This window comes from Nostoc sp. ChiQUE01b, assembly GCF_034531255.1.
GTDB lineage: Bacteria > Cyanobacteriota > Cyanobacteriia > Cyanobacteriales > Nostocaceae > Nostoc.
On sequence record NZ_JAVRBM010000003.1, the window covers coordinates 176,288 to 198,922 of the forward strand.

General features: G+C 41.6%; 16 protein-coding genes and 1 pseudogene. 10 read left to right on the forward strand and 7 right to left on the reverse strand.

The genetic code is table 11. The features are described from left to right. The 8 genes from RMY63_RS03695 to RMY63_RS03730 all read left to right on the forward strand — a co-directional run. Positions 1–1,645: hypothetical protein (locus RMY63_RS03695; protein ID WP_322727402.1), on the forward strand; the 1,645-nt coding region annotated here is incomplete at its 5' end. A 33-nt stretch (positions 1,646–1,678) separates the two neighbouring features. After that, positions 1,679–2,242 carry a hypothetical protein gene (locus RMY63_RS03700; RefSeq protein ID WP_322727403.1) on the forward strand — a complete coding sequence of 188 codons (564 nt, stop codon included), beginning with the start codon at positions 1,679–1,681 and terminating at the stop codon, positions 2,240–2,242. A 208-nt stretch (positions 2,243–2,450) separates the two neighbouring features. After that, the gene (locus RMY63_RS03705; RefSeq protein WP_322727404.1) at positions 2,451–4,184 is read left to right on the forward strand and encodes a VgrG-related protein; all 1,734 of its coding nucleotides are present in this window, start codon (positions 2,451–2,453) and stop codon (positions 4,182–4,184) included. A gap of 49 nt (positions 4,185–4,233) precedes the next feature. Next, the gene (locus tag RMY63_RS03710; protein ID WP_322727405.1) at positions 4,234–4,731 is read left to right on the forward strand and encodes a PAAR domain-containing protein; all 498 of its coding nucleotides are present in this window, start codon (positions 4,234–4,236) and stop codon (positions 4,729–4,731) included. A gap of 507 nt (positions 4,732–5,238) precedes the next feature. Then, positions 5,239–5,652, forward strand: coding sequence for a GPW/gp25 family protein (locus tag RMY63_RS03715; RefSeq protein WP_012407842.1), 414 nt, complete (start codon positions 5,239–5,241; stop codon positions 5,650–5,652). Then, positions 5,649–7,847 (forward strand): putative baseplate assembly protein, encoded by a 2,199-nt coding sequence (locus RMY63_RS03720; protein ID WP_322727406.1) that lies wholly within the window; start codon positions 5,649–5,651, stop codon positions 7,845–7,847. Before RMY63_RS03715 ends, RMY63_RS03720 begins: the two co-directional genes overlap by 4 nt. 92 nt (positions 7,848–7,939) lie before the next feature. After that, the gene (locus RMY63_RS03725; RefSeq protein WP_322727407.1) at positions 7,940–8,971 is read left to right on the forward strand and encodes a phage tail protein; all 1,032 of its coding nucleotides are present in this window, start codon (positions 7,940–7,942) and stop codon (positions 8,969–8,971) included. A 91-nt stretch (positions 8,972–9,062) separates the two neighbouring features. Next, positions 9,063–10,262, forward strand: a complete 1,200-nt coding sequence (locus RMY63_RS03730) for a DUF4159 domain-containing protein (protein ID WP_322727408.1) — start codon at positions 9,063–9,065, stop codon at positions 10,260–10,262. Positions 10,263–10,292: 30 nt separating this feature from the next. Here the strand turns inward: RMY63_RS03730 and RMY63_RS03735 are convergent, their stop codons facing one another. The 4 genes from RMY63_RS03735 to serA all read right to left on the reverse strand — a co-directional run bounded on the left by RMY63_RS03735 (position 10,293) and on the right by serA (position 14,827). Further along, entirely contained in the window at positions 10,293–10,553 is a 261-nt protein-coding gene (locus RMY63_RS03735; RefSeq protein ID WP_322727432.1) for a type II toxin-antitoxin system VapC family toxin, read from the reverse strand. 91 nt (positions 10,554–10,644) lie between these two features. After that, positions 10,645–11,922, reverse strand: a complete 1,278-nt coding sequence (locus tag RMY63_RS03740) for a hypothetical protein (protein WP_322727409.1) — start codon at positions 11,920–11,922, stop codon at positions 10,645–10,647. A 286-nt stretch (positions 11,923–12,208) separates the two neighbouring features. After that, the gene (gene prmA, locus RMY63_RS03745) at positions 12,209–13,129 is read right to left on the reverse strand and encodes a 50S ribosomal protein L11 methyltransferase (protein ID WP_322727410.1); all 921 of its coding nucleotides are present in this window, start codon (positions 13,127–13,129) and stop codon (positions 12,209–12,211) included. Positions 13,130–13,246: 117 nt separating this feature from the next. Continuing rightward, on the reverse strand, positions 13,247–14,827 hold the full coding sequence (gene serA / locus RMY63_RS03750; RefSeq protein WP_322727411.1) for a phosphoglycerate dehydrogenase: 1,581 nt from the start codon (positions 14,825–14,827) through the stop codon (positions 13,247–13,249). Positions 14,828–15,631: 804 nt separating this feature from the next. On the opposite strand from serA, the gene RMY63_RS03755 reads away from it, so the two are divergent. Then, positions 15,632–16,351 carry a Uma2 family endonuclease gene (locus tag RMY63_RS03755; RefSeq protein ID WP_322727412.1) on the forward strand — a complete coding sequence of 240 codons (720 nt, stop codon included), beginning with the start codon at positions 15,632–15,634 and terminating at the stop codon, positions 16,349–16,351. A gap of 328 nt (positions 16,352–16,679) precedes the next feature. Here RMY63_RS03755 and RMY63_RS03760 read toward each other — a convergent pair. The 3 genes and pseudogenes from RMY63_RS03760 to RMY63_RS03770 all read right to left on the reverse strand — a co-directional run. Further along, positions 16,680–16,948: pseudogene (locus RMY63_RS03760) on the reverse strand (HNH endonuclease); the annotation flags it as partial. Positions 16,949–17,042: 94 nt separating this feature from the next. Beyond that, entirely contained in the window at positions 17,043–17,897 is an 855-nt protein-coding gene (locus RMY63_RS03765) for a bifunctional class I SAM-dependent methyltransferase/HIT family protein (protein WP_322727433.1), read from the reverse strand. A 78-nt stretch (positions 17,898–17,975) separates the two neighbouring features. Further along, positions 17,976–18,737 carry a Uma2 family endonuclease gene (locus RMY63_RS03770; RefSeq protein WP_322727413.1) on the reverse strand — a complete coding sequence of 254 codons (762 nt, stop codon included), beginning with the start codon at positions 18,735–18,737 and terminating at the stop codon, positions 17,976–17,978. 148 nt (positions 18,738–18,885) lie between these two features. On the opposite strand from RMY63_RS03770, the gene RMY63_RS03775 reads away from it, so the two are divergent. After that, positions 18,886–22,623, forward strand: a complete 3,738-nt coding sequence (locus RMY63_RS03775; RefSeq protein WP_322727414.1) for a HEAT repeat domain-containing protein — start codon at positions 18,886–18,888, stop codon at positions 22,621–22,623. Positions 22,624–22,635: the final 12 nt, after the last annotated feature.

Consider the following 22,635-nt stretch of genomic DNA (forward strand, 5'->3'; position numbering starts at 1 on the left):
ACCAGTAGTTAGCGCCATATCATCTGAAATTAGTGAAACTGCGATCGCACCACTTACCGCCACATCACCTGAGATAGGTGAAACACGAACAATTATCGCCACACCACCTGAAATTAGTGAAACTGCGATCGCACCACTTACCGCCACATCACCTGAGATTGGTGAAGTACCAGTAGTTAGCGCCATATCATCTGAAATTAGTGAAACTGCGATCGCACCACTTACCGCCACATCACCTGAGATTGCTGAAATACCAACAATTACCGCTACATCACCTGAAATTGGTGAAACTGCAATCGCCCCACTTACCGCCACATCATCAGAGATTGTTGAAACACCAATAATTAGTAGATTATCAGAGATAGGTGAAACTGCGATCGCACCACTTACCGCTACATCACCTGAGATTGGTGAAGCACCAGTAGTTAGTAGATTATCAGACATTGGTGAAACTGCGATCGCACCACTTACCGCCACATCACCTGAGATTGTTGAAACACCAACAATTATCGCCACACCATCTGAAATTGGTGAAACTGCGATCGCACCACTTACCGCCACATCACCTGAAATTGGTGAAACTGTGAGTATTTTCAAGAAAATTATTGACAATGAACAAATAGTAGAATCAGAATTTACCTCTGCGATAACAAATCCTGAAATATCAACCTTTGTTGATACCTCAGATAATCCAACCTCTCCACAAAATGAGGTAAGCACACCACCTCAAGTTGAGCAAAATGCGATCGCAGAAAATTTGTCAGCACCTAAAGGTTATGCTACTGGTGGTTATGTGACAGACTCCCAAGTTGAAAATCGCCAGCAGATAGCACCTTCGGATACAGTACCTGCAATGCTTACGCCAGGGGAGTTTGTCATTAATACCAGGGATGCACAAAAGAATTTACCTTTACTACATCACATCAACACTGGTGGGACACCTCAAGATATTATCCTTCCAAGTTTACAGACACTCAATCCCGCAGAACCAGAAGCAATAACTTCTCCAGAGACTCCGACTAAAGTCGATTCTTTTCCAGACACTTCGTTACAGCTAAAAAGCGCTGAGACTGATTCACCTCAGATATCCAATTCTTTAATTCCTTCTTCCTTGGGGTTGAATATTAGTAAACAGAAACTTTCTATTCTGAATTCTCCAGAGATTCATACCCTTCACAATGAAACAATTGATGTAGGTGAATCCTCACCTCAATATTCATCGCCTCCCCTGATTTTCCGAAAAGCAAATCCTAGCACTAATACACCTTCCCAATGGTCAAGCGTGGAAGATTTACTAAATGGAAATAATGATGAATTCACTGGCTTTAATTTTAATGACGTGGAATCTAATAGCCAAAATTATGAATTTTCTCACATTTCAGAACCGCCACAAATTTTTGCTAAACACCTTCCTTCACCTAGAGGCTTTGTTAATGGTGGAGAAGTCACTCCACCCGACATATCTAGAGAAATAGCACCAGTAACTGAGACAATAGAGAGCGCATCCTCATTTTCTCAAGAAGATGATAAAGATGGTACGGCTAATCTTGAAGCTCTAGCTCGTGAAGTTTATAGCAGATTACGGCAACGGATAGAAATTGAACGAGAACGACATGGCGGTTACTCAGGTCGATTACCTTGGTAAATTATCATTTAATAATTTTAGGAGAATATTCAAATGGCAAGTCCAGCAATTATTGTTATTCAAAAGCGTCAACCGCAACTTGAGAAAGCTAAACTTGTAGCTTATAACGGTGAAGCGCCAGATATTGAATTAATGTTTAATCCTACAGATATTAGTTTCACTCGAACTGTTAAGTGGGAAAGTAAGGATGGTAATAGAGGAACTACTCTACTTCCAAAAGTAAACTTTTCTGGCGTTGAACCTTACAAATTCACACTTAAACAGTTACTTTATGATACTTATGAAACAAAAGAGTCGGTGATGAAAAAATATATAGATAAAATTAAGAAAGGTGTAGAAACTATCAGTAAAGCAACTGATAAGCGACCACCTGTTTATATATTTACGTGGGGAAATGAGTATTTTTATTGTGTAATCACGAGTTTAACCTACACTTTAAATATGTTTTTGAGTGATGGTACGCCAGTAAGGGCACTAGTAGATATAGCCTTACAGGAGGTAGATAAGAATAACCTTCCTGGAGGACGTGAATCTGCTTCTACAGGTAATGCTCGTGAGGGAGATCAAAAGGGACAAACACTGAGTAAGACAAAATAAATAAAGTGAGAAATTAGCAAGCTGTTACGCAAAGAAAATTGCACATTAACTAGTGAGCTTGTCCTTTGTCATTTGTCCTTTGTCCTTAGAAACACTAATGACTAATGACGGTCTATACGGAAAATAGTGCAATATATAAGTGCATTAGCTTATTTACTTTCTCATTAAAGGCTGCTCTGAACATTTCATAAGTTCTAAAATAATAGTTATGCCTCCTAAAAAAAGCCTTTATTTAAGCGAACCTAAAATACAGATAGATGGAAAACAAGCTTCTCCTGAATTAATGAAGGATTTATTGCAAATCACAATCGAAGAAAGCCTTCATTTACCAGCAATGTTTACGCTAGTAATCCATAATAGCTATATTCCCGCATCTGACCGACCAGAAAACAAGGCTTGGCGACATGAGCCTTTATTTAAAATTGGAAAAAAAGTGAAGTTAGGTTTTACTTCGAGTACTACTCTAGATAATAATTTTCAAGAGGAGGTAGGAGAATTCCTCATTGAAGGCGAAATTACGGCGATGGAAGTTCACTTCAATGAAAAATCTGAAGCTGATATCATTGTTCGCGGCTATGATATTTCTCATCGTCTGCACAGAGGTCGTTATAATCGTTCTTTTTTAAATGAAACTGATAGTAGTATAGTTAAGAAAGTAATTCAAGAAGTAGGTATAAAACCTGGCAATATAGAGGCAACTGGTGAAGTTCATAAATATGTCTTCCAAGAAAATCAAACTAATATGGAATTTTTGCGCGAAAGGGCTGCGCGCATTGGTTTTGAGTTATTTATTACAGAGGAAAAACTAAATTTTTGCAAACCCAAAAGTCAGGAAGCTTTATCACTAAAATGGCTAGTTGATATTAATAAATTTAGTACCCGCGTTACCAGTGCTGAACAGATAAGTTCTGTAGAAGTACGCGCCTGGGACTATAGCCAGAAAAAATTGATTAGTGGAACAGCCAAGAAAGAGAAGCAAATAACCGAGACAGGTAATAAGTTAGGAAGTAGTACTAGTAATGCATTTTCTAATCTTAAATCTCCCAAAATGATTGTTGTAGATAAACCTGTTGCTAGCAAAAAACAAGCAGAGACGATGGCTCAAGCTTTGTGTGATGAACTAGGAGGAGAATTTGTTTATGCAGATGCCAAAGCAGAAGGGAATCCTGAGATTCGTCCGGGACGGGTTATTAATCTTGAGGGTATGGGCGATCGCTATAGTGGTAAGTATTATGTTACAGAAACCCGCCATTTCTTCAGTCAGCGCGTTTATGAAACTTATTTCAGTGTGCGGGGACTGCGTTCTGGTAGCTTATTCACAACTCTATCTCCAGAAAAACGTCTCCAGCCATCTGAGACTTTATTAGTAGGAATTGTGACTGATAATAAAGACCCAGAGGCATGGGGTAGGGTGAAGGTTAAGTTTCCCACTCTCACAGAAGAACATACAAGTGACTGGGCAAGAGTTGTAGCTGTGGGAGCAGGTCAAAATAGAGGTTTTGACTGTTTACCAGAAGTAAACGATGAAGTTTTAGTAGGTTTTGAGCATGGCGATATCCACCGTCCCTACGTTATTGGCGGAGTATGGAATGGTAAGGATGCACCACCGGAAAAGGTAAGGGATTCAGTTACAAGTGGTGTAAGATTACGCACCATTAAAACTCGTGTAGGTCATACTCTACAATTTGTTGAAGAGGATAAAGGAAGTAGTAAAAAAGGTATTCGCGTAGAAACCACAGGCGGTCACAAAATATATCTCAATGATAGTCAAAGATGCATAGAGATTGAAACCAAAGGCGGTCATAGAATCAAAATGGACGACATGGGTAAATCTGTTTCAGTGAAATCAACAGGTAACATATCATTAGATGCTGCTGGCAATATCGACATTTCAGCTAATGGTACGATTACGGTCAAAGGTGCGTTGATTCGACTTAATTAATTCGTAATTCGTAATTCGTAATTCGTAATTAATACAGTAGGAGGTTGTAATGGGTAGACCAGCAGCAAGAATTACCGACAATGTGGCGCACCCTTTACCCCCAGTTTTAACAGGGGGGCCGGGTAGTCCCAATGTGTTGATTGGGTCTTTACCTGCGTGGCGGGGCGTACTTGCAGCCGCAGTACCAGGTTTGCAGTCTGCTAAAACATCTTCTGATGCAGCTATCCAAGCAGCTGAGGCTGCTACCCTCGCGGCGGCTGGTACACCAGGGGCACCTGCTGCCTTAGCTGCTGAACAAACTACAAAGGCAACAGCATCAGCTAGTATGGGTAGTGCGATCGCTGCTGCTGCTGCTGGTGCTGATATTCATAATTGCGCTACACCTTTACCCTTACCTCCTCACGGCCCTGGGGTTGTGATTGACGGTAGTCAGACAGTGCTGATTAACAATCTACCTGCCTCTCGGATGGGCGACACTGTTTTAGAAGCATTAGGGCCGCCGAATAAAATTATCAAAGGTAATCCCACTGTTTTGATTGGCGGCTGATTGAAGAAATAAGGGAGATTGGGCAGAAGAATACTGCACCTGTGAGTATCAAAGACTCATTCACAAGTATCAAAGACTCGTCCGCGAATATAAAAGACTCATTCACGAGTATCAAAGACTCGTCCACGAATATAAAAGACTCGTCCACGAATATAAAAGACTCGTCCACGAGTATCAAAGACTCGTCCACGAATATAAAAGACTCATTCACGAGTATCAAAGACTCGTCCACGAATATCAAAGACTCGTCCACGAATATCAAAGACTCGTCCGCGAATATCAAAGACTCGTCCGCGAATATCAAAGACTCGTCCGCGAACCTTACAGCATTTTTTAAGTTAATAAATCACGGGTTAGGGGCCAAGACGCTTAAGTTAAGTATTTTTCCCCCCTGCCTCCTGCCCCCTCTTCCCTGCCTCTTTAACCTCGACCTTTGGCGAATAGGCTTAAACCCTTTGTGCCGATATCTTTGAAGATATCCATGTAACAGCTGTCTAAGTGCCAGATATGGTTTACGGTCGTGAACGAGCCTATTTGGGAACAGGTTGGGCTTATCCACTGCATTTAAGTGTGCAAGGTGGGATACAACTTAGCCGTGAAGATCAAAAAGTTAAAGAATCTATTTGGATTATCCTCCGCACGGGAGTAGGTGAGCGAGTTTATCGACCTACCTTTGGTTCGCGCTTGTCAGAACTGGCGTTTGCACCTTTAAATAGCGATACCTTACTACGAATCCGTCTTTATGTCTTGGAAGCTTTAGAAGTTTGGGAACCACGCATTACTATCGATGAAGTTGTCACCGATCCTGACCCTGTGCGTGGCAGAGTGGACATCATCATCAATTATCGACTCAAAGACGGCCCCGATATTTATAGTTTTGTTTATCCTTATTATTTGGTTTCAGCTGGGGAGGAATCGTGAACTTTGACTTTTTACCGAAATTACCTTCTTCCAACTTAGACGATCGCGCCTTCGATGATTTAGTGGAAGAATGTATTATGCGTATTCCTCGCTACTGTCCAGAATGGACTGACCACAATCTCAGCGACCCAGGAATTACGCTAATTGAGTTATTTGCTTGGTTAACTGACCAGATGTTGCTCAGATTTAACCAAGTACCTCGAAAAAATTACGTAGCTTTCCTAGAATTACTGGGTATCCGTCTCCAGCCTCCCGCCCCAGCCCGTACAGAATTAACTTTTTATTTAAGCGCTGCACTACCTGAAACCTACACGATTCCCGCAGGATTAGAAGCTTCAACTATCCGCACTGAAACTACAGAAGCGATTACCTTCAGCACAGATTCTCCTCTAATTATCGGCAAACCCCGCATCCAACACTTCTTAACTGCCCAAACCACCGAAGATATTCCCCAATCTCTGCGCGAAAGAGTCACAACTTCATGGACTCGTCAATCTAACGGTTACTGGACAGGTAACGAACAACCAATATTTGAAGAGGAACCCCAGCCTGGTAACTGCTTTTATTTAGCAATTAATTCTGATGATCCAATAGACGCTAATGTTTTAGAAATTATTTTTCAAGGGGCTGCGGCTACCCCTGCTGGGATTAACCCCAATCAACCACCCCGGAGGTGGGAAGCTTGGGATGGGGAAAATTGGCAGCCAGTTTTATTGCAAGAATTAGATGATAAGACTCGCGGTTTCAGTTTTTATGAAATCGCCCAAGAGGGTGAAAACCCCTCTCAAGGTGCAGAGGTACGTCTGCATTTACCTCAAATTTGGCCTGTGGCTAATTTCACCTCTTATCGAGGTCGCTGGTTACGCTGTAGCTTTATTTCTACAGAAACCAATGAATCTGGTTACAATCGTCCGCCACGAATTATTGGTTTAGCAGTGCGTTCAGTTGGCGGTACTGTTAGAGCTAGCCATAGTACGCTGATTCAAGATGAGCGATTGGGAATTAGTGATGGTACACCCGGTCAAAGTTTCCAGTTACAAACAGCACCAATTTTAGAACGCCGAGAAAATGAGTATATTTTAGTTACTCCTGCTGGTGGTTTGCCTCAAAAGTGGACTGAGGTGAGAGATTTTGCTGATTCTGGCCCACATAACTTTCATTACACCATCGATTCCATCACTGGTACAGTCCAATTTGGGCCGCTGATTCGAGAACCTAGCCAACTTAAACAACAAACTCAGGTAAGAACGCGAATCCAGCAACCATCACTAGATGACACATCTGTACAAGTTCTAGAAAATAATCAGTCGGAACATCAATATGGGGCGATTCCTCCCCGTGGTGCAGAGATTAGGATGGTTTATTATCGTACAGGCGGTGGTAGAGAAGGAAATGTGCAAACTGGGGCAATTCAGTTTTTGAAGTCTGCGTATCCATACATTGCTAGTGTGATCAATCGTGTACCAGCAATCAATGGGGCAGATGCCGAATCGCTAGAACAGGCTGTAATGAAGGCTCCCCGCATCCTCCGCACACGCGATCGCGCCGTCACTGCCGAAGATTTTGAAGTTTTAACTCAACAGGCGGGTGCTGGTGCGATCGCCCGCGTCCGGTGTTTGCCAGCAAATTCTCGTAGACAAGCTGGTATAGTTAGTTTGCTGGTAGTTCCTTATGCAAACACAGATGCGATCGCTCAAGGCAATGGTATGACACCAGAACAATTTGCTGTCAGTAATGCCCTCCAAGAGCAAATTTTGAGTTACTTAGATGAAAGACGGTTATTAGGGGTACAAGTAGAGTTACAAGAGCCGAATTACGTAGGTGTTTCAGTACAGACAGAAATTGCTCTAGAGCCAGCATACAACAACCCTTTTGCCAGCGAAGAAATTCGCCGGAATTTAAGGCGATCGTTGTATAAATATTTAAATCCCTTAACTGGAGGAATCGACGGTAAAGGTTGGCCATTTGGGCGACCAGTTTATACATCAGATATTGTGGCATTGCTACAACAAACCCCAGGCGTGCGTCATTTAGGCCCCGTCTTGCTGTTTCCCATCCGCAAGCAAGGAGAAAATTGGCGACGACAACCATCGCCAGAACAGCTGATTGACCCAGGATCGGAAGGTTTGATATGTTCTTGGGCTGATACAAATCTGCGTTCAAATCACGACATTCAAATAATTCGTAATTCGTAATTTGTCATTTGTCATTTGTCATTTGTCAGTAGTTATTCTCCCCCAATCCCCAGTCTCCAATCCCCAGTCCCCAATCCCCAGTCCCCAATCCTATGGTTCAAAGTCGCTCTAGTCCAGCTGTAAGCATTCAATTAACGCCAATGCAAATTCCTGAAGCTTTACCTGTGGCAGGTTTAGCGTTTGCAAATGCCGAAAATATCGATGTAGCTGGACGTAGTTTACTCTTGCATCCTGGGCATCCCAGCGAGATGATTGTGCAAGTGCAAAACTTAGAACAACGTCCTTTGCGGGTAAGCTTAAGCGTTGAAGGAAACTTTCCAACTGAATGGTGTCAGATTGGCACAGAAGGCAGTGAGATACCACCTCGCGGACAAATGGATGCTGTTCTCTACTTCTCAATTCCCGACACTTTTTTTGAAGACCAAGAAGCAATTTCTCCTGGAAAAAAAGACAAACTAACACTCAATTTTCGCAGCCTAATTACTCTACACATAAATCCAGGCACGGACAACGAACAAATCGAGAGAAGCGAGTATTTCGATTTATACATCCGTCCCTACACTGCCTACATGGAATTCTTGCCAATTTTGTATCGGGAAGTGGACTTTATTGGTCGCTTCATGAAGATATTTGAGCAAGCTTTTCAACCAATAGTTGATAGTTATAACGTCATGTGGGCAAACCTCGATCCCTTGACAGCACCGCAAGCACTACTACCCTTTATGGCTCATTGGGTTGCTTGGCAAGTAGATTCTGTTTGGGATCTCCAGCAACAACGGCGTTTAATTCGCCGAGCCGTAGAACTTTATCGCTGGCGAGGAACTCGTAAAGGATTACGTCTCTATTTACATCTTTATACTGGTTTACCGCTAGATGAACATTTACCGAATGAAGCTGATAAACATATTAGTATTACAGAACCTTTTGGCCCAAGTTTCATTATCGGAGACGCACAACTTGGAAATGCAGTTTTAGCAGGTGGACAACCATATCATTTTATAGTACGTTTGCGCTCAAATATTTCTAGCGGCATTATCAACGAAGAACTTATTAAAAGAATAATAGAACAAGAAAAACCTGCTTTTTGCACCTATGAATTATCTATTGAAATTCCCCCTAATTAAGTAATTCGTAGTTCGTAGTTCGTAATTCGTAATTAAGTAAAATTAAACGGACTTTTAATCCAAAATCTAAAATCTAAAATCTAAAATTGCTATGTCCCATCCTTTCCCAACCCCACCAATAAAATCCTTTGAACGCCTGCAAGCTGCAGACGGGTTACTAATCAATGCGGAACGCTGGCGCACAGCCCATGATTACCACCGTAATCGACAAAATGCTCAATATCAAAGTTTAAACCAACCAGGAATTGTCTGCGGTTTAGGCGTGCGAGATGTGACTGCTCCAAGCCAAGTTGAGGCTAGATATCGAGATGGACGTTGGGTACAAATTCAACCTGGTATTGCAATTGATTTAGCAGGTAATCTAATTGTTGTACCAACTTCTTATGATTTTCCTATCGATTTAGAAGTAGTAAGTTCTGAACCGCTTATGATCTACTTAGTTGTTAGCTATGTAGACCCTGATGAATTGCGGCGCGGACAGCAAAGAGATGTTGTTCAAGAAACTTATCGAATTGACCAAATAAACTCTACACCAGCCAGTTCAGAAATAGAAATATGTCGGATACTTCTGCAACCAGGACATACTGAAATTACCCAGCCTGCGGATGCTTTCTTTCCTGGATATAACAATATTGATTTGCGTTATCGCCGTCAGGCACAAATGCGTCCCCAAGCACTTGTATGTATGGCGCAGGCGAATCATAGCGATTCCGAATGTGCGCGTAATTTTTTCAGCCTTTCGTATTTGTTACAAGCAGTAGAACCCCTGTACCCAAGTTTGCGAGGGGCTGATGAACCAGGTCAGGTTTCTTTAGCAGAAAATATCCAAGACTATGACATCCTTTATCTTACAGGTGGACAGGCTATATCTTTAAATAGTCTCGAATTTGAATCCCTCAGAAATTACTTAAATTTAGGTGGTGTACTTTTAGTTGATGCGCCAACAAATGCTAATCCTCTGATTGAGAGTACTCAAGCCTTAGCACAACAGTTAGAAAGTCCTTTAAGACCTTTAGAAGAATTGCAACGCAGTCATCCTTTAAGAACAAAACCTTTCTTATTTGCTGCCTTGCCAATGGTTAATCAGCAGCAGATTAAATTGTTAATCGGTGGAGGAATTATTTTAGCAATTGGAGATTTAGCAACCGCTTGGGGACTGGATAGAGATTTGAGTTTACCCAGATTAACTATTCGTACAGCTCAGGAATTAGGCATTAATATTCTTCACTATGCTTGGAAGCGACGACAGTTAATTGGTTTGCAACAAGAAGATAATTCCGGGCAGTGGTAAAAGGCAAGTTATTAAGCTGGACATTGCTGTTCAAACCCAAAACTCTAAAGCGAAAGGGCGCACCTGCTGAATACGTTGGAAATCATTATCCGTTGAGACTACTGTAAGGTTGTAGTGAATTGCAGTAGCTGCTATCCAAAGGTCGTTATCCCCAAAGCCCAGAGTCTGTATGTTGAATTTTCGCTGTTCGGCTTTCTCTTGAGGGCCAAATACGTTGACAAGTGTGCCTTTGAGATCGCCGTAAATGTCTGATATTAGTAGAGTAATGGGGTAAAGGTCGATAGAAAGCAGTGATAGTTAGTAGGCTGGACGTTGCTTTGAATCATATTGAAATGATGCCAAGATTTTTGAGCAATTTCCACCCGACAATATCAAGTTAGAATTATTGAGTTTGATTGTTTGCGATCGCAGTATTATTTTTGTCGTGTTCGAGTTCTCTCATTAAAGAGTCAAAACCACTGGTATTGTTTCCACTTTGGGCAAATAAAGACCGAATTTTATTGATTATCGCACTCATCCTGTTGGAGAAAAACTGGCCGAGATTATTAACAAAGTTTTTCAGTTTTTCAAATATCGAAACCTCTACAGTGGAATACTTATTAACAATAGGATATACAATTTTTCCTTTTTCTGTTTGATAGTATTCTTGTTCAGGCATCAACATTGATGTGAGTGGTTGCACCTGTTTTGCCATATCAGCTTCGGTTCGTTTATTGCTGAGGAATAAAACATCATAAATTTTTCCATTCCAGCTAGCCCAATAATGGTTTTGGAAAAACCATCGTTTCCCGTCATCACAATTAGGCTTTTTCCCTTGGTATGGGGTAGCTCCAGCTTCACTCAAAAAAGGTTTGGCGATACTTTCAATTGTTATTTTTTCAATCCCAAAATATTCTTCTGCAACTTTTTTAAAAGCACGGGCTAATGTCTGACAATCCCCTTCTGGAGAGCCTTTTAAGAGCGTTTCTGGACTCTTGCTCACCATTGTGTATTGAAATTGGATATTTACAAAGTTTTTGAAAAGTTGTTCCAGGATTTTATCTTGTGGCAATGTGTCATCTATACCATTTACTAGTGTTTTGGCTAGTGAATATTCTTGTAAAAATTTTTGTTTTTTATCTGCTGAGTTATTTACTGCTAATATTTCTTCAGACTTTGCTTGTTTGTTCTTATTAGCTGGTATCGTCTGCTGTGCGTCCTGGTTTTGCAGAGGAGATCGATTAATTTGGTTGACTACAGAAGTAGCGACACTATCCGCCTCTTGCTCATATCGATCTCCTGATTGACCAATAGTCAGTTTTGGCTGTATTTCTGCTATTGACACACTATCAGCACGTTTTATCGCCATTTTGCTCAGGTGATGACCAAACTGCAAAGAGTGTTCCTTTCCTTGCTGCAAGGACTCATTCATCTTTGTTTGCAATACAGTGAGTCGCTCTTGTCCCTCTGGCGTGATCGTGCCATGCTTGGCTTGTATTTGGAGTTTCGTTGCCTCAAACTGATATTGTTGAAATTTCTGATTTTCTACCTTTGCCTGTACTATAGGCTTGTTGGAGCCAAGTTGAGAGTGGGTAGTGAATAAATGCGATTGCAACTGACTTTGCTCTGACGAATAAGCGGATGAGTCAGCTTTTTTGTGGATTTGTAGCCGTTCTTTCATCGCTAGTTTCAAAAGTCAATAGTGGGTAATCTATATATTATGTCACTTATAGCAGGAGGCAGGAGTTAGGAGGCAGAGGGCAGGAGGTTAGAAGTATCAATTGAAATTTTGGTTCTGAGTCTAAAGCTCCAGCTAACTCAATAATTATACTGAGACTGCTTGCAGCAAGGTATAAAACCTCCTGGCTTAAATCCCACTCTTTTAAGGATGGGTTCCAAGTAAGCCTCCTGCCTTCGACCTCCTGCCTCCTGAAAAATGATTTAGGATTGCGATAATTTCTACCGAATTAAGAACGCCGTACATTTAAGCAACACCATTCTTTGCGTTTCCACAGGGTAGCGACAACCCAACCATTTTGTTCTAAAGCGTCAGCAACAGCTTTAGATTGTTCCAGTAAAATACCACTGAAGATTGCCCAAGTTTCAGGTTTAGCGATCGCACTCATTTCTGGAATCAATTCAATAATCACATGAGCCAAAATATTGCAGACAATACCATCCACTGGGCTTGCAATTAGTTTTGTCAAAACGTCTACACTTCCCTGTGCAGGTAGTAAACGTTCTGGGCTAATATCATTCAGTGCACCATTATTGATAGTTGATTGCACCGCCAAAGGGTCAGTATCCACTGCATAGACTTTCTCGGCTCCTAATAGCAGCGCCCCAATGGAAAGGATACCAGAACCACAGCCAATATCCGCAATTACCAGATGCTCATGTTTGCCACTATTACCCACAAACGACTGAGGAACTCCACTTAGCCGCATTTCCAAGGATTCCAAACATAGCTGAGTAGTGGCATGGTTGCCCGTACCAAATGCTACACCAGGGTCAAGGCGAATAACTAACCGTTCGGTTGTTTCTGGTAATGGTAGCCAAGCGGGGTTAATTAGGAAGCGATCGCCTATTTCCTGCGGATGCCAATATTGTTTCCAGCTAGTCGCCCAATCTTCCTCATCAATTAACTGCCATTGCAAGGAAGGAGATAAAATTCCTACACACAGAGCATCTTGGCGCAGCCATAGCGACAGCGCTGCCAAATCTAGCAGCTGCGTTTGAATTGTCGGCAAATAAGCTCTTACTAAAGATGAGTTTCCTTTATTTTCACTAGCTGTACCACGACAGCCAAAATCTTCCAGTCGCCAAAAGACCGAATCTTCTAAGTCTGGCTCACATAAAATATTTAGTTCCCACCAAGTATTTGCCATTTTTAAGTGCTGAGTTTAACAGAGTTAGGAGTTAGGAGTTAGGAGTTAGGAGTTAGGAGTTCTCCTGTTTAACTTCTAACTCCTCACTATTCACTCCTAACTTTTTTCACTCAGCACTCATAGTGTTACTGTATACGCGTCCCGAATACCAGGGACTTTTATAATCTCATTCAAAATGCCCTCTGGTAAAGGGTCATCTATACTCAGAGCCATTACCGCATCACCACGGACGATTTTACGACCTACTTGCATACTGGCAATATTCACATTAAAACTGCCAAGTAGGGAACCAAGTTTGCCGATAATCCCTGGCATATCGCGGTGCAGGGTAAACAACATATATTTGCTGGGTGGGACGTTAATCGGGAAACCGTCAACGTCGGTGAGGTGGATTTCCCGCTCACCCAACAAAGCACCTGTAACAGAATGAGTACCTAAAGTACCCGTGGCTTCTAGATGCAGTGTGCCAGCGTAATCTCGAATAGAAGCATCGCGGGTTTCAATCACCCGAATTCCGCGTTCTTTGGCTTCTATGCTGGCATTTACGTAATTTACTCGTTCCCGCAGAGCTTGGTAAAGTAGTCCTTTGAGGGCAGCGACGATTAAAGGCTGACTTTTGTTGGTTGCGAGTTCCCCTTGCAGTCGAATATTGAGTACTTCTACCCTGCCACCAGCTAGTTGTCCCACTAGATTACCGAGAGTTTCTGCTAGTTGCATATAAGGTTTGAGTTCTTCCAACACGTCGGGGCCGAGTCCGGGAATGTTGACGGCTGAACGTGCTGGTAGTCCTAAAAGGACATCGCGAATTTGTTCAGCAACATCAATGGCCACATTCACTTGAGCTTCCGTGGTAGAGGCTCCCAAGTGGGGAGTGAGGATGATTTCTTTACCTAGCGATCGCAATTCAGATTCACCCAGTGGTTCAGACTCGAACACATCCAAGGCTGCACCACCGATTTTACCCGCTTTTAGAGCTGCTGCTAAAGCTACTTCATCAATGATCCCACCACGAGCGCAGTTGATAATCCGGGCTGTGGGTTTCATCTTTGCCAGGGTTGTGGCATTGATTAAGTGGGTAGTTTCTGGGGTTTTCGGGATGTGGAGGGTGATATAGTCTGCTTGCTGAAAGAGTAAATCTAGCTCAACTAACTGACAGCCAAGTTGTTCGGCTCGGTCTGTAGAAATAAAAGGGTCATAAGCTAGGAGTTTCATCCCCATTGTCTTAGCTACAGCCGCAACATGGGAGCCAATTTTACCCAAACCGACAACGCCGAGAGTTTTTTTGTAGACTTCCGCACCAACAAAACTATTGCGATCCCACGCACCGCGTTTCACCGAAGCGTTAGCATCGGGGATGTGGCGAGATAAAGCCAAAATCATCGCTAGCGCGTGTTCGGCGGCGGCAATTGTATTTCCCTCTGGAGAATTGACTACCACAATTCCCCGACGTGTGGCAGCAGGAACATCCACATTATCCACACCCACACCAGCACGACCGATGATTTTTAGCTGGGTGCCGGCTTCAATGATTTCTTGAGTGACGCGCGTACCAGAGCGAATCATCAGCGCGTCATACTCACCAATAATTGCGATCAGTTGGGCTGGTTTTAGACCTAGTTTGACATCAACGGTAGCAACTTGCGAAAGAATGTCAATTCCAGCTTGGTCAATCGAATCAGAGACAAGAACCTTAGACATGATTACTTCATTTAAAGCTACAGGTTTTGCTGCACAAGACTTTTTAGTTTAGTCTTTATCTGTCGCAATTTTGCAAAAATTATTCGTTTGAATATCAACTTAACCTTTACTTACACTACGTGCTGATGGTATCGAAGCGTGAATTGCTCCCGATGGGCACTGCCTCCTAAGTTTTTGAACATAAGTTAGCTGTTTACACCACCCTGTCGCTAAATATAAAGCATGAATAGCACTAAGCACCGATATATTTATTAATAGTTAAGAGTTACCAAAATTTTATCGGCTGAAGCAACTTACTTGGTGGGGTATAAACGCTTGTATGCTTGACTGGGCTGCAACTTTAGCTGAGGCAATGCTATACACAACCAGGAAACGAGCTAGTAACTAATATATCTGTCGAATCTTGTCTGTTTGTCAATACCACAAGTGGTATCCCTTAGTCAAAGGAAAACATTGGCTCGTCAAGATCATCGGATTGTGACAGTTAGAATTTAGGCATCAAATAAATTTTATTGATCGTGATTTCGGCAGATTTAAGATTGTTTAGTAGTTAAAAACTATCAATTAGTGTCAGTAGAGTACTTAATATACAGTAGTAAACTAGTAATTTGTCAAGCTAATTTCGAGAGTTTGTAGTAAGCACTAAAGTGCTTAAAAAACTAGAACTAAAGTCCTGACTACGAACTCATTCATGCCTCGTGATTAATGAGACAGACTACTAATGACATTGCAAGGGGATAAATCGTTATAATTCTATTGAGCTAAATAGAGCCAAATATCCTTTGATTTTTGGGAAAACCAGCGATGTTAGAGTACAACTTGCCAAGGTACTTGCCCTCAGCCGAGGAACTACCAGACTCTGATGAAACGCCTGTGGATAATGAACTACAAGAATTGATACCAGGCTTGTTAAAGGCGATCCTGCTGATACTTTGGTCAGAACGCATGGACTGGTTGTTGGCGATAGATATGGGTATTTATTATCACCCTGATAAACCGCCAATTGTGCCAGATGGGTTTTTGAGCTTAGGAGTAGAGCGGTTTTATGATGAGGAACTGCGTCCCAGTTATGTGTTGTGGGATGAAAATGTTGTACCGATTTTTGTCCTAGAAGTAGTTTCCCAAAATTACCGTAAGGAATACACTACTAAATTGGATGAATATGAGGCTTTAGGTATACTTTATTATGTGATTTATTCCTCTCGCCGCCGCCGCAAACCGCATTTGGAAGTACATAAGTTAGTTAATGGTAAGTATGAATTGCAAGAGGGAAACCCCATTTGGCTACCAGAAATTGGACTGGGAATTGGTTGCGAAAGGGGAAATTATTGTGGTGTAACGCGGGAATGGATGTATTGGTATGATGAGCAAGGACAACGGTATCTCACGCCCGCAGAACAAGTAAAACAAGAGACACTACGCGCTCAACAAGAAGCACTACGCGCTGATGTTGCAGAACAACGGGTTCAACAGTTGGCGGAACACCTAAGAGCGCTCGGAATAGATCCGGATAATCTGGTTTAACTGAAATATTTTGCAATATTTTCAACAAAATCTAATTTTTCGGTTTTGTTAAATATATGTATGTATTTTTCATAAATAATTGTTGAAATTTTTACATCTCATCAATTAGATTACACACGCTCGATGCAATTGCGCCCATGTAACTTAGCAGCATATAGCGCTTGATCTACTACTTGCAATAACTCATCGGTGGTTTTTCTACGATTTGGAAACATGGCCACTCTACCCGAAACCGTTGTATGGGTAGAGTCGATGCCCGGTATTATCCGGGGCACCTCTCTGTTAAATCTGGGCGTGCGACTTTCATCGCACCCAGCTTCCGATGTTCTCAGCTTGCGCTTTTGCTCATGTGTTTGTAATCGTGGCAACTCTCATGAATTGCTTCAAGATTATTTTTTTCCAGTTGGCGTGTTTTCCGTCGATGTGATGCAGGTGAACCCGTTCCTCATCGATGAACTTTAAGCCGCAGGATGCACATTTATGGTTTTGCTTCTTAAGAGCAATAGATGTTTCGCCATCATAGAGTTTACTGTTACGTTCGCTCCAGTAGGTTGTATCTCCGTCATAGGGGGATTTTGTTCCTTTGACCATGAGATAAGTTGAGCAAGTCATGATGTTCCAGTAATTTTCATAATCAGTTCAAAGCTGTCAAGTTACAGCAGAGTTATGACTCCTGAATTCTTACAAAGAACTATTGCTTTTTAGGAATAACATTCCTGATTCCACTTTTAGAGCCAACAATATCACCTTTGTAACGAGGGATGATATGAATACTGGCGTGCATAATATTTTGACCTGCGGCTCGATTGATGTTCATTCCTACATTAAAACCATCAGGCTCAAATTCACTTTTGAGAATTTCTTGTACTTTGTTCACTATAAACCAGCAAGCAGATTGCTCTTTAAATGGTAGCTCAAAATAGCTGCTAACATGACGTTTGGGAATAATTAGAACATGCCCTTTACTTATTGGATAGCCATCAAAAATAGCATAAGCAGTTGCTGACTCAGTTAATAGTCTGAGAGTTTTATGGGGATTACAGAATATACAATAGTTAGATGAATTTTGCTGATGATTATAGTGAACATACTCATATAATTCCCGATATTCATCTAAGCAAATTGAAGTAAAGGGAAGTTTGGCAATACACTGATAGGTAGGCTTTTTGTGAACATAATGTTCTCGGAACCCTTCTTTTTTGATATCCCTTCTTACAGCATAATAAGCTTTGCCTCCTGGTTTTAATAAGTGTGATATTTCCATTAAGACATTAGTTTGTTCTTCGGTAAATAAAACATTTAAAACATAAAAGCAAATTATTGTATCGAATTTAGTATCAGGATATTCTGGAAAATAATAAGGGTCATAGCCTGTAATATCACAACCTTTTTGGCGCAATATTTTAACATCATTACCAAAGCCACAACCAAAGTCTAGTATTTTGCCTTGGAGAAGGTTTTGATTTAATAAAAACTGTGCCGGAAATGATAAATAACTTCTTTCGATCGCAGTCAGATGACTGAACTGATTTTTTTGCTGTTTCATGGAATTTTGGTGCTGATGTCCCAAAATTATTATTCCCAGCATTTGTTTAGGTTATGCGATGTCTACGACAAGCTACGCCTACGCATCAGGGTCAATACCTAGCTCACGTAACTTAGCTGCTAATATATCAGCACGTTGGCGTTCCTGTTCAGCACGTTGGCGTTCTTGTTCAGCACGTTGGCGTTCTTGTTGGGCTTGTTCGCTGCTCCACAACAGCAAATTTCCTTCTGTATCCCACCAGCGCAGCCAGTTCATGGTTTGACATAATCTTTCACCTTGCCAAATTCCGAGAAATAACTCTAACTCAGGAATCCAAAAGCGTCCATTAGCGTCTGCTTGCTGCAAGGTATATTGTCCATTTTGTAAGCAGCGTAGTTCTATACTTGGTTCGTAAGGGTCGTAGGTTACGTAGGTTGGAACTTGGAGAATCTTTTCGTAATAATAGAGTTTACCATAGGGTGGAGTTGAGCGGACTGATAGTTCTCCACCTTCTGTGTCTGAGAGAAATTCCATCACTACAGCCACAGCAGCGCCTTCTAAATTTGGGGTATAGCTGCGACGAACTACATTTGTTCCTACAGACTGTACTTGAGGTACGTAAAACCAGTCTGGTGCTTTGACAACGATTTTTTTGTTGACTGTGGCTACAAGCCCAAAATTAGAGCCAATCAGCATTTGAGGTTGGATGCGTCCTGTGCTTCCTAAAGCATCGGTAAGCGCAGCAGCAAGAGCAGGTTGTTGAATATTTTCCACTGGATCGTCGGGTAAAATGAAGTCAGCTGGAAGTGCTTGCCAAGTAACAGTCGGTTCTTTTTGGATGGGATTAACTTGTAGAACCATAAAACTACTCCTAATATGAATGCACAGTTATTAGTTATTTTTAACAAATCTTCAGTCAGCATCGCTTTTAAGCTAAAAACCCAGAAATCTGGAAAAATTTCTCTAGCAAGTGTATATACTCGTAGTCAAGCACTTAGCAGGCATGAGTATGATAGTTGAGTGGTTCACTTTCTGGATAAGTCAAAAAGCGGTTGGATTTCTTGTCAAAACTATTATTAGCGAAGAATTTTTCAAAGATTTAGTCAAGGACTACGCTAAAGATTTTTTCAAACATATTTTTAATAATGCTGTAACTGCGCCCTTTAAGCAAGAACCGCTTCAGAAAGCTGTAGTCATGGCGTTGACGGAATTTTTGCAAGCGATGCAGCAGCAGTTAAAGGTTCGTTGCAAACTTGATGAAGCTGAAATTCAAAATTACGTTGAAGATATCAAGAAATTTATCCGTGATAAATCAGTTAAAGAAATTCTTGCTCAGGCTTTTGATATTAAATGTGATTCTCTAGATTTTAAAACACTAGCAGATAGTTGGAAAAGACTTCAACTCGAACCTTTACCACCTAAATTTAACTGGCAAACAATTACAGAGCAGTATCTCATACAAGTTCAAGATATTCTTTCTGATTCAGAAGAGTTACGCTATATCCTGGAACTTCAAAAATTATCCAGTATTGATAAGACTTTAAAAGAAAACGCTGATATTCCCAAAGATTTTAATTTACTGCAATATTTAGAAACTATTCGCGAACGTTACGGCAATCTGAAATTAGATAGTTTAGAAAATACAGCCCGCGAACATCCAGTAAATTTATGGCAAATGTTTATCCCGCAAAATGTGCGGCAAATTTATCAGGTTTTACCAGAACTACCTAAAGAACATCTCCGTAGACTACAAGAAAGCAACCAATTAGATGCAGAATTGGAAATAGAAAAATTTCAAGAAGAAACCGAACGTTATCAACGCAATTATTTTGAGCAGCCAATCCGTTCAGTATTAGATGCTGTCCGAGATAAGCAACGCAAAAATTATCTAGTTATTTTAGGCGATCCTGGTTCTGGTAAGTCTACATTGTTGCAATATCTAGCGTTGGATTGGGTAGAAAAAACTCTCGAACAGAATGATTTTAATCTGCCAATTCCTTTACTGATTGAATTACGTAATTATATGCGCGATCGCGATGCGGGTAGTTGTAATAATTTTCTCCAATTTTACCATAATAGTCCCAATTGTTTTTATCACCTCAATCAGCATAAATTGCACGAGCAACTAAAGGCTGGTAACGCTTTAGTCATGTTTGATGGTTTGGATGAAATCTTTGAATCTGCGAAGCGGGAGGAAGTAATTACCTGTATTCATCGCTTCACCAATGAATATCCCGACGTGCAGGTAATTGTCACTTCTCGGATTATCGGCTATAAGCAGCAACAGTTACGAGATGCAGAGTTTCGCCACTTCTTATTACAAGATTTAGAACCAGCACAGATTCAAGTTTTTATCGAACGCTGGCATGATAAAACTTTTAGTCAAGCCGAAGCAAGAGATAAAAATATCAAACGTGAGCGTCTACAAAGAGTAATTAATGAATCAAAAGCAATTGCCGAACTAGCACAAAATCCTCTCCTATTAACCATGATGGCAATTCTCAATCTCAAGCGAGAATTACCCAGAGATAGAAGTGAACTGTATAAAGATGCTTCAGAGGTTCTGCTGCATAATTGGGACGATGGACGCAATTTAAAGCCAGATGAACGTTTGGAAATTATTGATTATAAAGATAAACAGGCAATGTTGCGTCAAGTCGCTTATCAAATGCAAACCAGTGAAAAAGGTTTAGCTGGCAACATTATCTATGCGGATGATTTAGAAGCAATCTTCACTAAATATCTGCAAAGCATACCAGTGAGTGATGCCAGAGATAAAGCCAGACGGTTGATGAAACAACTGCGCGATCGCAATTTTATTTTATGTTTCTTGGGTGCAGATTACTATGCCTTTGTGCATCGGACTTTTTTAGAATATTTCTGTGCTTGGGAGTTTGTCTGGCAGTTTGAGAAGGAACGCAGTATTACAATTGAGTATCTCAAAACTGAAGTTTTTGGCAAACACTGGCAAGATGAAACTTGGCATGAGGTATTGCTGCTAATTGTCGGAATGATTGAGCCAAAATTTGTTGGTGAAATTCTTGATTACTTAATGGTGCAAGATGGCGAAGAGAAAAAATTTATCAACTTGTTTTTAGCAGCTAAGTGTCTTGCAGAAGTGAGAAATCGCTCGGTAATTGCGTCAACGTCTAATAAATTGCTTGGCAAGCTTAAATACTTAACTAAATATGACCTCTGGTACTATTACGAACCCTATGAAGATGAAAAAGAAATTGAGCTAATTCAGGAAATTCGTACTCAAGCAGTTACAACAGTCGCCGCAATTTGGAAAGATAACAGTGATATCTTACACTGGCTTAAAGACTGCACCACTGCTAATGATGGGTATGTGCGAAGTGCAGCCATCGAAGCATTAGCCAGCAATTTCAAATATGACCCAGACACGCGCTCGTTTCTCAAAGACCGTGCGATTGCTGATGATGATTGGGATGTGCGAGGTGCAGCCATCGAAGCATTAGCCAGTAATTTCAAAGATGACCCAGACATTCGCTCAATCCTCAAAGACCGCGCCACTGTTGATAATCAATGGAGTGTACGGCGTGCAGCGATCAAAGCATTAGCTAGTAATTTCAAAGATGACACAGACATTTGCTCAATTCTCAAAGACCTCGCCACTGCTGATAATTCTGGGGATGTGCGACGTGCAGCCATCGAAGCATTAGGCAGCAATTTCAAAGATGACCCAGACACCCGCTCGATTCTCAAAGACCTCGCCACTGCTGATAATTCTGGGGATGTGCGACGTGCAGCCATCGAAGCATTAGGCAGCAATTTCAAAGATGACCCAGACACCCGCTCGATTCTCAAAGACCTCGCCACTGCTGATAATTCTGGGGATGTGCGACGTGCAGCCATCGAAGCATTAGGCAGCAATTTCAAAGATGACCCAGACACCCGCTCGATTCTCAAAGACCTCGCCACTGCTGATAATTCTGGGGATGTGCGACGTGCAGCCATCGAAGCATTAGCCAGCAATTTCAAAGATGATCCAGACACCCGCTCGATTCTCAAAGACTGCGCCACTGCTGATGATCGTGAGGATGTACGATATGTAGCCATCGAAGCATTGGCCAGCAATTTCAAAGATGATCCAGACACCCACTCGATTCTCAAAGACTGTGCCACTGCTAATAATCAATGGAATGTGCAATATGTAGCCATCGAAGTATTAGCCAGCAATTTCAAAGATGATCCAGACACCCGCTCGATTCTCAAAGACCTCGCCACTGCTGATAATCAATGGAGTGTGCGACGTGCAGCCATCCAAGCATTAGCTATCAATTTTCCCGATGACCCGGATACTCGGTCGATTCTCAAAAACCGCGCCACTGCTGATGATGATTGGGATGTGCGACGTACAGCTATCCAAGTATTAGCCAAGAATTTCAAAGATGACCCAGACATCCGCTCGATTCTTAAAGACTGCGCCACTGCTGATAATCAATGGAGTGTGCGACGTGCAGCCATCCAAGCATTAGCCAAACACTTGAAAGAGCAGCCTGAGTTGTTTCAAATTTACTATCATTGCGCTATCAATGACCTTTTTGAGCGTAGAGATGATTCCATGTTTAACCGCAACCCTCGGCGCGTTGCACTGGAGATAATTATCAAGCAATTTCCTCAGCATCCCCAGACTTTACCACTGTTGCGCGACAAAGCAGCGTATGACCCAGATGAGCAAGTGCGAAATTTTGCTCAACAGAAGTTGGCAGAATTAGAGAAGTAAAAGAGTTGCAAA